The sequence below is a fragment of the Pedobacter psychroterrae genome (assembly GCF_004331695.1).
Lineage (GTDB): Bacteria > Bacteroidota > Bacteroidia > Sphingobacteriales > Sphingobacteriaceae > Pedobacter > Pedobacter psychroterrae.
Genome location: NZ_SJSL01000001.1, coordinates 774,785 through 788,228, shown reverse-complemented (window position 1 = coordinate 788,228; position 13,444 = coordinate 774,785). Strand labels below are relative to the sequence as shown.

Genomic DNA, 13,444 nt, shown 5'->3' with positions numbered 1-13,444 from the left:
TCAGCTTATATTTCATTTAAAAAAGCAATATAAATGTTGGTAATTCACTAACAACTCAAATAATCACATTTAAAAAAAGTATTTATAAACAATACCAACACACTAATAAACAATAGAAATCTATTTATATTAAATAATTATTATTTATTGAAGTGTGGAAAGCACCTATCTTTACAACAGATTCAAAAACCGGATGAAATGGATACCCTAGAAGAATTAACAAAAAAAGGTTTTGTAGATGAGCACATAGATCCCACGCTGGACCTGTTTGATGAGATTGAAAAATTAAAGAAAGAGAAAAATGCAATTATACTGGCACATTATTACCAGGAACCTGATATTCAGGATATTGCAGATTATATTGGAGATAGCCTTGGTCTTTCACAGGAAGCTGCAAAAACTGAAGCCGATGTAATCGTATTTGCAGGTGTGCATTTTATGGCAGAAACAGCAAAGATACTCTCTCCTGGCAAGAAGGTTTTGTTGCCTGATTTAAAAGCGGGATGTTCGTTGGCTGATAGCTGCCCACCCCATTTATTCAGAAAATTTAAAGAGAAATATCCTGATCATGTGGTCATTACCTATGTAAACTGTACTGCGGAACTTAAAGCACTGAGTGATATTGTCTGTACTTCTACCAATGCTGTTCAGATTGTAGAAAGTCTGCCTAAAGATCAAAAAATTATCTTCGGACCGGATAAAAATCTTGGTGCCTGGGTTGCTAAAAAGACAGGAAGAGACCTGGTATTATGGAACGGTGCCTGCATGGTACATGAAATATTTTCAAGAGAAAAAATAACAAAGCTTAAAGAACGGCATCCAAATGCTAAATTTATTGCACATCCAGAGTGTGAAGAAGCAGTGCTGCAAATGGCAGATTATATAGGATCAACTACCGGATTGCTGAAATATACCATGAACAGTGATACTGAGGAGTTCATTGTAGCTACGGAAAGTGGCATCATCCATCAGATGGAAAAAGCCAATCCCGGTAAAACATTCATACCGGCACCTCCAAATAATAACTGTGCCTGTAATGACTGCCCGTATATGAAAAGAAATACGCTTGAAAAGCTTTATTTGTGTTTAAAGAACGGATACCCAGAAGTTACCGTACCTGAAAATATTATAGTGGAAGCACGTAAACCAATTGAAAGAATGCTGGAGATATCAGCGAGCCTTGGACTTTAACTTGCAATAATTAAGGATGACGTCCGTAATAGCTTAATAGCTTAAAAAAATAAAATATATGTTTGAAAATAGTGAGCGTACAGATATAGCGGAATTAGGAGAGTTTGGATTAATCAAGCACTTAACTGAAAACTTTAAAATTAGGCATGAAAGCAGTATTAAGGGTATTGGAGATGATGCCGCGGTACTTAATTTTGATGGTAAAGAGATTCTTGTTTCTACAGATCTGCTGCTGGAAGGCATTCATTTTGATCTGGCCTATGTGCCACTGGTACATTTGGGATACAAGGCTGTACAAGTCAATCTAAGCGATATTTATGCTATGAATGGTGTGGCAACTCAGATAACCGTTTCTATTGGCTTATCGAGCAAATTTTCGCTTGAGGCTGTAGAAGAAATCTATAAAGGAATTGAGCTTGCCTGCAATAAATTTAACATAGACCTGATCGGTGGTGATACTTCTTCAAGTAAACAAGGTCTGGTGATCAGTGTAACGAGTATTGGTTATGTAGATAAAAAGGATGTAGTATATAGAAACGGGGCGCGAGAAGGCGACCTGCTTTGCGTATCAGGTGACCTTGGCGGTGCGTATCTCGGACTTCAGATATTGGAAAGAGAAAAGCTTATTTTTCTTGAAAACCCTAATATTCAGCCTGATCTGGAAGGTAAAGATTACATCATTGAACGTCAGTTGAAGCCAGAAGGCAGAAGGGATATTGTAGATCTCCTTGCTCAGATGGAAATAATACCCACTTCCATGATTGATGTTTCTGATGGGCTTGCCTCAGAAATACTTCATATCTGTGAGCAATCTGGTAAAGGTTGTAACTTGTATGAAGAAAAAATACCCATTGATCCCGTTACTTATGAAACAGCAAGGGAACTTGGATTGGATCCTACTGTATGTGCACTGAGCGGAGGAGAGGATTATGAACTGCTTTTCACCATCAAACAGGAAGATTATCCAAAGCTAAAGAACGATGTAGATATTAGCATTATTGGCCACATTACTGAAAAAAATTCTGGCTGTAAAATGATATCCAAATCCAATATGGTACATGAATTAAAAGCCCAGGGCTGGAGTGCATTTAAAGGCTAGGCCAGGTTCCTACCTGCGTTTACAATACCATATACTGTTCTTATCGCCAACTTTTCGTACGACTGTTGTTCCTGTTCTGACACTTTCCCCTGTAGCTGCTCCAATGCATAATGCTGGATGAGTACCAACGGCAGTACTATTTTCTCTCTTACAGCAATAGAGCGCTTTTCAGCAGGGTAATTTTCCATTAATGTCTGATGCCCTGAAAGCTTTAACAACATGGCTTTAGAAAGCTCAAATTCATCAAAAAGCACTTTCCAGAACGCACCATATTCTTTATCATTTATAAAATGAGCTGTGATGGCAAAGTCAGATTTACTCATAGACATCATACAGTTGTCTACAATGGTTTTGAAGTAACCTGATTCATTGTAGGTCTCCACTACTTTATCCCAATTGCCTAGTTCATCCTGATTCTTTAAAGCGGTGCCTACCCCATAAAAACCGGGGATGTTTTGCTTCAGCTGGCTCCAGGCAGTTACAAAGCTGATGGCCCTAAGATCTTCCAGTTTTAATGATTCGCCTGAATTTCTTTTTACCGGCCTGCTGCTGATCGTAATTTTGGAAAGCAAGGTAAGCGGAGAGAATTTTTCGAGATAGCTGAGGAACAATGGATGCTTGCGGAGTGAAACAAAGACATCGAAACTGTCCTTTGCCATTTCATCAAGCAGGTTTTTATGTACGGGATCAAGCAATATATTGTGTTTTTCCCTGATGCCTGCTGAAATACCTGCATTGATCAATTGTTCTATATTGAATTCTGCACTATCTATTGATCCGTACTGAGAGCTGATAGTCTGTCCCTGTACAGTTAGCTGTATGTTTTTATTGGCGATCTCTTTACCCATAGAGGCGTAGAAACGGTGTGTTTTACCTCCACCCCTTGATGGCGGGCCACCACGGCCGTCAAAGAAAGCAAGTTTTATATTGTGCTTATTGGACGTTTCTGTTAGGGCCACCTTAGCGTTAAATATGGACCAGTTGGCCATCAGATATCCGCCGTCTTTAGTGCTGTCAGAAAAACCGAGCATGATGTCCTGTTTGTTACCTCTCTCCTGAAGGTGTTTTTTGTAGAAAGGATGTGAATATAGGGTTTCCATAATCTCCGCAGCACCCTCAAGGTCATGGACTGTTTCAAACAATGGAACAAAATCTATCGTGAGGTCAGTTTCTTCCCATCCGTTCCACAAGAACAGCTCTATCAGTTGTAAGATATCGCTTGCCTGCTGGCAATTACTGATGATGAAACGATGGCAGGCCAGTTCGCCATTGCTTTGCTGGATCTGGCGCATTTCTGCAATGGTTTGCAGGGTGTCGTCGGTTAAGGAATCCGGCTTTTCTGTATACTGGACCTTTGCGCTTTTAAAAGAAATTGTTTTGATCTTTTCTACTTCAGAGAGGTCATTGTAATTTTCTGGAAAGAGGGATACAATCGGTTTGTTCTGTCTGCAATAGGTATGTACATCCCTTAGTACCCTGCTGTCCTGTCTGATATCAAGTGAAGCAAAATGACAACCATAAAGTTCTACTTTGCGGATCAGGCTGGATACCAGGTCGGCAAACAGGCCGTCATGGTCTTGAAGCAGGGTGTTTTTTATATCTGTCAGGTGTTCGATCACCTGATCAGAAATATTATTAAGATCTATGTTGGGATCAAAAGCATTCTGGTATAGGATGTCGTGTACGATGGCAATAGAATCTTCCACACCTCTGAAAGTAATGCGGCGTTTCAGGTTTCTGAAGTCGCGGTAGTAGCAGCGGAACAAGATCTGGCGCAGCATTTTGGATACCTGTATGGTCGAGTCAGTATGGACATTGGGGTTTCCATCCCTGTCGCCACCGGGCCAGAAGCCAAGTTCCACGATCTTTTTTGGTTCAATGTTAAAATCATTCAGCGTTTTGTCTATGCCCGACTGGATATTGGCAGCAGCAAAGTAAAATACGTTTTCAAGATACCATGCCAGGCTTAGCGCTTCATCAACAGGGGTAGGCGATTTCTTGTTAAAGAAAGGCGTTTTGCCAAGCTGTTGCAGCAGCAGGTGTATGGTTGAGATCTCATTGGTCTTTATGGCTGTGGTCAGGTCGGTAATGATAGACAATACACTGCCCGGATAGAACTGGGTAGGGTGGGCGGTCAGTACCAGGCGCAATGAAAATTCTTCAATTAATTTTTCGATCTTGTCGCTGAGCGGATTGTTATCTACCCCCTTTTTCAAATAAGAAAGGAGGGCATTCTCTTCGTCATCGGCATTGAGCTTGCTAAAAGAGGCATCTTCTACCGCATCAAAAAGTACTACCTGTCTTTCGATATATTGAATAAAACGGAACAGTAGGTCGATCACATCTTTTGTGGCGGTGGCCTGCGTATACTTTTTGAAGAAAACATCAATGATCTTTGCAGGGGTTTCGTGGTTATTTACACCATCTTCACAGTATTTAATAAATAGTGGCAGTAAAGTGCCGGTATCTTTTATCTTGTAGAAGGGAAGGGTAAGGAAAAGACTGTTGTATAGTTCGAATCTGGAAACTACTTCATTGTTAAATACGGATTCTCTCTGGCCTTTTGCGCGTTGTTTCTGCATCATTGTTAAAGGGGAATATATTTTTGCGCTCAAGTTACCAAATAATCTTTACTTAGTAACAAAGAGATTTTAACAGTTTTTAATGTATATCGGCAGGTACGGCTACATTTTTCTTAAACTTTTGCAGGTACAATAGCGGGATCGCTATAAGTGAGCAGCAAGGACTGTTTCGGTACGGTACCTTCTATGGCTTTGATAGCCAAGTGTTTTGCATCCAGGTAAGGATATCCCTTGGCCATAAAGTTTTTTGTAAAGCCATTGAGCCGTTCGGTATCGGGTCGCTGCCGCCAATGCTGAGGGTGTTGGTTGTGATTTCTGCGTGGTTGTATAAAAAGCCCGCAGAAGCACCGGGCAGGGCATTGTCTTTTACCTGTGCCAGCCTGGAGAGGGCTTCGTCAATTTTGCTCTGCGAAAGCTTTAAATTTTTACTGTTGCCTAAACCCAGCTCAATTGCTTCGGACAAGCTCAGCTTTTTAATATTTTGAGCCATTAGCATTGCGGGGAACAGCGAGCTCAAAAGACTTATTTTAATCGTATTGGGTATCATTTTTGGGGCGTTAAAAAAGTTATGATCAGGTCTTTCAGATAGGCGATCAACTGTTCGGTGATGACTTTCCTGTCTTTCTTATTGTTGATGTCGAGTGAGGTGCCAGAGATAATCTGTGATGGTGAAAGGGCCACATTGCTGATGGTGCTCATGACCGTTGCGATCAGCATCCGCACATCTACCCGCCTGAAACTGCCATCGGCTATGCCGGTGGAGATGATGTTTTCAAAGATGAGTAAATTCCCTGCCTTGGCGTCTTTGACTTTTATAAACATTTCGGGGCGCTGCGATAAGAGGAGTTCGCGCTGCATCATCCTGTGAAATGAATGGTTGGAAAGGATTCTGACCGCATAGCCTTCCGCCACACGCAGCAGTTTTTCCATTCCGGTAAGGTTGTCTTTATTGATGCTATCCAGTTCCTCTTTGAATGACTGGATCTTTTGGGTCATGATCTCCATAAAGACCCCTTCTTTAGAGCCGAAATAGTAATTGATCATGGCCATATTAGCTCCCGCTTCTTTGGCTATCTGCCTTGTAGATGCACCCTCGTATCCAAGTTGGGCAAACAATTTGGTCGCTGCTTCCAGTATGCGGGACCTTTTATCTATTTTTTCCATCTGTCAATTATACAGCAAAACTAATCAATCGATTGATTAGTTTTGCTGAAAAATAACACGTCGAATATTTATTGACGCGCTATTGACAAAAGGGTATACAATTGCGGTATCTAGCTTTTCTGCTGATCCAGCCATTTCTTTTCAATGGCATAAGAAACGATCAGGCCCATTCCTCCGAAGATAAAGATGGAGCCGAAGTAGAGCGGTACAGACTCTTTATTGTCAATATTGGTATTGACTACTGTAAGCAGTGCTGCTATTAGCCCCAAGCCCAGGCCTACCATCAGCAAACCAAATTTTAAGCTCAGGAAGGGTTTGGGTGCACTCTGTGCAGGTTTGCCCATGCGTGGGTCAATTCCTCTTTCTATCATGGCCATTCGTTCTTTGTTTGACAAGTATCTGATGCCAAATACCATTGCTGTCGCACATAAGAACAACATTATAAATACAATTCCAGGTTCCATTTTTTTTAGTTTAATTGGTGATTCTTAATTTCTTTGAACTTCGTGTTCTGTATGCTATGACTACATCAAATTTTATTAGGTTACACCAGGAGATCATAAATTGTTATAAATAAAATAATTGAGTAAATTGCTGTAACCTGCTCAGGTAAACCTACGTCATAGCAGATATATGCAGCAGAAGCTAACAGATCAGGACTTAATATCAGCAGTTTTGGCGGGCAATACCAAGGTTTATGCTGAACTGGTAAAGCGTCATGAGCGGTTTGTATTTACGCTGGCCCTGCGTTTTGTGAAGAAGCGAGAAGATGCGGAGGAGGTGGCGCAGGATTGTTTTGTAAAAGCATACAGGGCATTGGGCACATTTAGTCATCACTCCAAATTTTCTACTTGGCTGTATACGATCACCTATACTACTGCTATGACTTTTTTACGCAAGAAGCAACTGGATACACAGTCCATTGATGATGAAGAGACAGGAATACAGCTGGAAAACCAGCTATCCTCCTATGATGCCAATGAGATAGAAAGAAAATCGGCCTATGTGTATTTAAATCAGGCAATAGCCTTACTTTTGCCTAATGATGCGGCGATCATTACGATGTTTTACCAGGGAGAGCAAAGTCTGGAAGAGATCTCGCAAGTATTAAAGACGGAGCCCAACACGGTAAAAGTAAAACTGCACAGGGCGCGGGCAAGACTAAAAGAAAAGATGCAGTTAATATTGAAGGATGAAGTAAAGGAATTATTATGAAGATCACAGATGAACAATTGAGCGAGTTGCTGGAAGGAATGGAGATGGAGCAGCCTTCCATGTCTTTTAGCCGCAATGTAATGGATCAGGTAAAGCTTGAAATTAAACCTGTGGCCTTGAAGACCAGGGTAGACACGAGAATAATTTATGGGATTGCTGCGGTTTTCCTTTGCTCTATAGCGGGAATCTTAGCCTATGTATTCATGAACGCAAACTTCAGTTATTCACTGCCCAGGATAGATGTAAATCTTGATGGCATGGTGCGCATGACATTGACTTCGGGCTTCTTAAAAGCATTTTTATTTACGGACGCAGTGATTGCGCTGATCTTATTTGATCGTTATTGGAAGCTCCACAGAAGTTAAATCCCAATCATTGATCAGGATTGCGCCATTTTATTATTGCCTTTCAGACGGTTATTAGTACTCGCGGTCTTTAACGATTCCGTTTAAAAAGATAGCGCCAACTATAAAGCCGATGATTCCGCCAAGTAGTATCCATCCAACGTGAAGGGTAATCGCTGCTACAAAAAGCATCCCGGCTACGAGGCCAAGAATGTAATAAACCCAGTCAAAACTATTGTTGTTATCTTGCGTACTCATTTGTGAAAGTTAAGGGGCCAAAGATATTGATTATTTTTTAGTTTAAAAAGGCAAAGGCCAGCAAATTTTGCTGGCCTTTGCCTTTTAGGTTTTTCTATGAGGGATATTATGTTGTAAGTAATCCCTCATTATCTTGGAAAAAGTTGTACCAGCTCATAAAACTCCAGATAGAAGTTTTTTCCGTCTGCCGGTTTCCGGTTGAGATATACGCTTTGTACCTTACCCGGCGAAACGCCCAAAAATGGAATCTGCATATTTACAACACTCCGGTCCCGATCCTTATCTACATAATAATCTTTGGTTTTCGAGTCCCTTACCACTACGATGGGGTATAGCTCTGTACCGCTTTGCTGTGGGGTGACCATCGGTACTGGTATCTGCAAATAGGGAGTCCATTCGCCGGGTTTAACATTTTCGGCGATTGGAATCGTAGTCGTGTTTACCACTATTAGCGGATCTGGCTTGGTACTGTCATAATAGTATTCAAGTACATCAATATTGATGTCTACGGGGTTAGTGCCCCCTTTTTTATCCACATAAAAATTAGCCGTATAATCATCTCCCTGTGCATCTGGATAAGAATAACCGTCGTTGAACTTGAGCCCGTCAAAATAGAAATTCGGAACAATGCTCTCTTTATCGTCTATTTTAAATTTCTGGCGATAGATCGTTTCCCCGGTACTTTTTCTTTTCAGTTCCATGTTGACTTCATCCGTTACAAAGGCCAACTGGTTTTGCATCCTGACGGTCCTTACCTGCCCGTAATATTCACGTATTTTAACGTTATCAAAATACTGTTCAATGGTATCCCCCAATACAAACCCACTGATGTTAAAATTTTTATTGATCGCTTTTAGAGTAGGCGATATATGGGTGCCATCTTTTTCACAAGCACCCAAGAATAATACAGGCAGAATAGCCACCAGATATATTATTTTATATTTTCTGATCATGATGTAATAAATTAAAAATTATAAGATAATGAGAGACTGAATGTACGGCCGGTGTAGCGGGTAGAAGTCTCCCTGTCACCCACCTGCCTGTTCGTAACCGGATCTGTATATCCTTTTTCAAATTTTTCCGAGAAACCAAATTTATAGGCATATCTATCGTTCCATTCCAGGTTCAGCTTATCCTCATTTCCCGGTTTTAGTTCATAGGTTGATGGATCATTGATAAAGTAACGGAAGGGAGCATCGAGCAAGTTGCTCATATTCAGTTTGGTTTCCATTTTTCCTTTCAGAAACCTATAGCTGATCTGCGCATCCATTTGCGTACGCGGTCGTTCGTATTCAACAAAAGCTGGCTCTATCCCGGTAATAAAGGTTTTATAACCAGCATGGTTTAAGGTAACGTTCAAGCCCAATTTTTTGCCTGCGTACTGTATGCCTGCATTATACAACAATGGCACCTGTCCATACAATGCACGCGGATATTTCAGGTATTTATAATACATTGAGTCGACGCCGGCAGCGGTTTGTCCATACTGTATTTCTCTTGCCCTTACTTCTGATTTTTGAAGAGTGAGGTTTCCGCTAACAAACACATCCTTTAAAAAAGAAGGCCCATCATTTATAAACCCTAAACTTTTACGTATTTCAAATTCCCATCCCCGTACTTTTGCCCAGTCAGAATTTGAGATTGTGATGTAGCCCCTTCCATTATTTTCATTATCTAGCCGGTAGTATTCTGCCGGTTTATCAAAATACTTATAGAAATAAGCCGCAGATAAAATTTCACCAGCGCCCGGAAACAGCTCTATCTTAGCATCATAATTGTCAATAATCGTACTGCTAACACCATTGCTCCTTACGATAGAGCCGTAGTTGGGGTTGAAACGGGAGAACCTTGAATTTTCCATCATTCCGGGACGAACTGCGGACTTGGCATACGATGCACGCAGGTTGATGTCCTTTATAGGAGAATAGGTAACATTTGCCGAAGGCAGAAAATACCAGTCTTTTTTTTCAGCAAAGAATATTTGACTGTTTTTGTCCGCCAGTTTGCTGGCTGAGTTTACTAAAGTATCCAGCTTAAAGTACTCAGCCCTGGCACCCCACACTACCCTAAGACCGGAGAGTAATTTATGGTCCAACATTGCAAACGCACCTTTATTTAAACTTTTAGCCTCAAATTTATTTGACGTATAATCCTGCTTAAAATAGAACAAACTGTTTGCTGCATTTTCCATGCTCATGTAATTCCCCCAGTCCTGGATAGGGATCAGCTCGACCGGAACAGTAGAATTGGGCCCCATTGTTATAGGAAGTACCTGCCAATCATAAAATGCATGCTTTTTTAAATAATTAGCACCCGTTTTCAAAGTGTGCCTGGTCTTGCCGAGCTTAAAATCATAGGCAGCACTAAGCACACCATCGAGGTTATTTTCCTTGTAGAGGTACTCATCGCGGTGCAGCGGGCCGGAACCTGGATCGCTTATGGTCCCTAAAGAATACATATAAAGCACTCTATTTCCAGTTTCTCTGGGATTCTGTGCGGCCGAAACCGCATCGCGTTCTATAGATTTTAAAGAAGTCCTTGCAAGCCCCCACTCGATAGTGAAGGATTTAACGCGATGGGTGCCGCTTACTTTATTCTGCAGTAGATCTGTGAATTTGGGTCTTTCATCATCTAGTATGCTTGGGTATTTCGTATCATCCTCATTTTTAGGCCTTTCAAAAGTCCAGCCGGTATAGCGGCTAAACTGGTTGTCGAAGATACGTGTGTATAGATTATAGGTATTGATCTGGTGTTTTTCCGTCTTGAAACCACCGTTTAACAGTAAGCCCAGGGTCGTATTAAACTTATAAATATTCCCGGTATTTATATCAGTAGGATCGTCCGAGCGCGTAGGAACCTGGGCCCAGTCTCCCCGGCGCATGCTGGAAACATTATCATTGGTCTGTGTGTTACGGTAACTTACCGAACCAACAAAACCAAACTTTTGTACTTTGGTGTCGCTAAACGAATAGGTTCTGCCCAAACTCAGCTGGTAATTTTGTGAGGGTGCGGCTTTAAAACGGCGCGTACCCAGTCGCTCTGTTCCTCCTATACGTTTGTTCTGTTCTGCGACCTGGGCGGCTTTGATCTCATTTTCAGTATCTTCCTTGGTTGGATCAAACTTACCGACAAGATTTAGCATGTTATCAGGAAAGTGGTCCCTTCCCCCGTCATCAAAACCTAAATAATCATACTTGCCACGTCCATACCCCAGAAAGTCGTTACCGATGGTGCGGCTGTTGTAAGAAGAGCCTGCACTGAAGGACAAAAAATTGCTTTCAGGTACAGATTTAGTGGTGATCTGGACCAGACCTCCGGCAAACCCATAAGGCATATCTGCAGTAATGGACTTAGCCACAACGATATTGTCTACCAGGTTGGTCGGGATCAGGTTGAACTCAAAATCACGCTCCTGAACATCGGTGCTGGGCAAAGTACTCCCGTTCAGCAGGGACACGTTGTAACGCTCGGCAATACCACGGATGACTACTTTCCTATTTTCGTTGGTAGATACCCCGGTGATCCGTTTCAGGGTTTCTCCCACATGTTTATCCGGGGTTGCACTGATTTGCTCGGCGGAGATTCCGTCTGAAAGATTGGACAAGTTTTTCTGTTGTGCATATAACCCTGCTACCGATGCTTTTTTATAGCTGGAAGTGATCACCACTTCAGACAGACCCTTGGTATCTGCCTTCATAGCGATGCTTAACATCGTATTTTTTCCTTCAGTGATAACCACGTCTGTTATCCGCTGGGTTAAAAACGAGACATAGCTGATCTCCAGTGTATAGGTGCCCGGCTTTATATTCAGCTCATAGCTGCCATCAACCATTGACTGCGCCATTTGTCCGGTTTCAACGACTTTAACAGATGCACCCGGCAACACCTCGCCCCTGTCGTCCGTGATTTTACCGGTAATCCGCCCGGGTTGTTGCGGAACAGGCTTGGCATCAATAATGATATAGTTTTTAAAGAGCCGGTATTTAAGGTTGGTTTTCTCCAGGATATTCCGTAAAACCGATCCTGCTGTAATGCTATTGCTGTTTAAAGTGATCTTTTTACTTTCTTTCTGCAGCACTTCTTCCGCATAGGAAATCCTGATGCCGCTTTTTTGCGAGAGTGCAATAAGGCCCTCTTCGACGGAAGCATTATGGAGTGTAATCCCGATTTTTAGCTCATCGAGGTTTTGTCCCCGTACATCACTACCCAGCAGAACACCAATGAAGGTGAGCTGGAACACGGCGATAATCAGAGATAATTTCATGATAAATGGAATTGTTGGACGTAGTTTTCCTACATTATGCATATTTTTGAATGTTAACGTTGTTTGATAAAAGCACTTTAATTGTATCCGGGCCTGGCCCAGAGCATTTCACTTGTAGTACAGCGTCTTGGTAAACATGTTACTGCATGTGATCACATCTTCCGTTTCCGGTTTTACCGGGGACGGATTTTTTATTTTAGTAAAGACTAACCGTTCATTCTTCTCCTTTCCATTTCGTTGTTATTTGTTACCTGATAAGACGACCTGCCCCTTTCCATTAAAATGGTAATTCAGGTGAGCGGTCGTACAGATGATATCCAATGCATCTGCCAGTGAGGCTGTACCGTCGATACTCAGTGAGAGGTGTTTGCGGACTACTGTTGTATTTGCAAAACGAATCTCTACGTCGTACCAGTTTTCCAGTTCAGCTGCAATCTGGGGTAGCGAACGGTTTTTAAATGATATTTCTCCGGTAGCCCAACTTTTAACTGCGGAGATGTCAGTATGGATTGCTTCCGCTTTTCCGCGCTTTTCGTTCCATATGATTCCTTCTCCGGGAATTAGCACGGCGAGTTCAGCTACTTTTGTATTTTCTTTCCTGGATACCCGGACCTTGCCGGTGGCCACTTCAACGGATAACAGGTTATCTTTGAATGCAGCTATTTTGAAGGAGGTGCCCAGTACTGTTGTCTGTATTTCTCCGGTATGGATTACGAAAGGCCGCTCAGGATTTTTTGATATTTCAAAGAAAGCTTCCCCTGTAAGCGTCAAAGTTCTTTCCTTCACAGCAAATTGTTCGGGAAAACTGATGCTGCTGCCTGGCCCGAGATATACAACCGAGCTGTCCGGCAGGGTGACTTTAGAACGGACACCTCTTGGATTCGTCTTTTCCACCATCGCAACTGTAGGGATCGCAACACGCTCAACACGTTGTTTGCTTAAAAAATAGGCGCCGGCACCCAGCACTAGCAGGCAAGCAGCGGCATAGTTCATCCATTGCGTATGCCAGAACTTGATCGGTGGCTTTTTAAAATATTTAGTCCGGAACTCCTGGTCCCATTCCTCCAAAACAGCTTCATCCGCCTTTGGCGGATCCTCCATTGCAGAAAAGTCGGATTCCAGCATCTTTTCCAGCGCCAGCTTCCACATGGGATCTTTAAGAAACTGCTGCACCTGTAGCAGGTCTTCTGCCGTACAGTTGTTGTTGATATAGCGGATTAATAATTCCTTGTCAATTTCTTTCTTCATGCTTTTGGTTTGTGGCAAGCTGCCCTATTCATACATACCGTAAGAAATGGAATTTATACCCAATGGGAGGGTGTTATTT

The 13,444-nt window shown here is 42.1% G+C and carries 12 protein-coding genes; 4 read left to right on the top strand and 8 right to left on the bottom strand.

Annotated features, from left to right (window positions below):
- Positions 1–198 precede the first annotated feature (198 nt).
- Together nadA and thiL are read left to right on the top strand one after the other, a co-directional pair.
- Positions 199–1,191, top strand: a complete 993-nt coding sequence (gene nadA, locus EZ437_RS03365; protein ID WP_131593238.1) for a quinolinate synthase NadA — start codon at positions 199–201, stop codon at positions 1,189–1,191.
- Positions 1,192–1,249: 58 nt separating this feature from the next.
- Positions 1,250–2,290, top strand: coding sequence for a thiamine-phosphate kinase (gene thiL / locus EZ437_RS03360; RefSeq protein ID WP_131593236.1), 1,041 nt, complete (start codon positions 1,250–1,252; stop codon positions 2,288–2,290).
- Here the strand turns inward: thiL and EZ437_RS03355 are convergent.
- The 4 genes from EZ437_RS03355 to EZ437_RS03335 all read right to left on the bottom strand — a co-directional run bounded on the left by EZ437_RS03355 (position 2,287) and on the right by EZ437_RS03335 (position 6,500).
- Positions 2,287–4,875, bottom strand: a complete 2,589-nt coding sequence (locus EZ437_RS03355) for a phosphoenolpyruvate carboxylase (protein WP_131593234.1) — start codon at positions 4,873–4,875, stop codon at positions 2,287–2,289. The two genes, thiL and EZ437_RS03355, sit on opposite strands and share 4 nt — an antisense overlap.
- A 181-nt stretch (positions 4,876–5,056) precedes the next feature.
- Positions 5,057–5,419 (bottom strand): hypothetical protein, encoded by a 363-nt coding sequence (locus EZ437_RS03345; RefSeq protein ID WP_131593232.1) that lies wholly within the window; start codon positions 5,417–5,419, stop codon positions 5,057–5,059.
- Complete coding sequence (locus EZ437_RS03340; protein WP_131593230.1) at positions 5,416–6,036, bottom strand: TetR/AcrR family transcriptional regulator; 621 nt, start codon at positions 6,034–6,036, stop codon at positions 5,416–5,418. The genes EZ437_RS03345 and EZ437_RS03340 overlap by 4 nt, the downstream gene beginning before the upstream one ends.
- Positions 6,037–6,146: 110 nt before the next feature.
- Positions 6,147–6,500: a DUF6249 domain-containing protein gene (locus EZ437_RS03335; protein WP_131593228.1), complete on the bottom strand. Its 354-nt coding sequence runs from the start codon at positions 6,498–6,500 to the stop codon at positions 6,147–6,149.
- A 169-nt stretch (positions 6,501–6,669) separates the two neighbouring features.
- On the opposite strand from EZ437_RS03335, the gene EZ437_RS03330 reads away from it, so the two are divergent.
- Positions 6,670–7,251 (top strand): RNA polymerase sigma factor, encoded by a 582-nt coding sequence (locus tag EZ437_RS03330; RefSeq protein WP_131593226.1) that lies wholly within the window; start codon positions 6,670–6,672, stop codon positions 7,249–7,251.
- Complete coding sequence (locus tag EZ437_RS03325) at positions 7,248–7,616, top strand: hypothetical protein (protein WP_131593224.1); 369 nt, start codon at positions 7,248–7,250, stop codon at positions 7,614–7,616. Before EZ437_RS03330 ends, EZ437_RS03325 begins: the two co-directional genes overlap by 4 nt.
- 54 nt (positions 7,617–7,670) lie before the next feature.
- Here EZ437_RS03325 and EZ437_RS03320 read toward each other — a convergent pair whose 3' ends face one another.
- The 4 genes from EZ437_RS03320 to EZ437_RS03305 form a co-directional block, all read right to left on the bottom strand.
- The gene (locus EZ437_RS03320) at positions 7,671–7,853 is read right to left on the bottom strand and encodes a hypothetical protein (protein WP_131593222.1); all 183 of its coding nucleotides are present in this window, start codon (positions 7,851–7,853) and stop codon (positions 7,671–7,673) included.
- Between the two features lie 128 nt (positions 7,854–7,981).
- A complete protein-coding gene (locus EZ437_RS03315) occupies positions 7,982–8,806 on the bottom strand; it encodes a hypothetical protein (RefSeq protein WP_131593220.1) in 825 nt (274 codons plus the stop codon).
- Positions 8,807–8,817: 11 nt separating this feature from the next.
- Positions 8,818–12,117 (bottom strand): TonB-dependent receptor, encoded by a 3,300-nt coding sequence (locus EZ437_RS03310; protein WP_165500330.1) that lies wholly within the window; start codon positions 12,115–12,117, stop codon positions 8,818–8,820.
- Between the two features lie 240 nt (positions 12,118–12,357).
- Positions 12,358–13,365, bottom strand: coding sequence for a FecR family protein (locus EZ437_RS03305; RefSeq protein WP_131593216.1), 1,008 nt, complete (start codon positions 13,363–13,365; stop codon positions 12,358–12,360).
- Positions 13,366–13,444 lie beyond the last annotated feature (79 nt).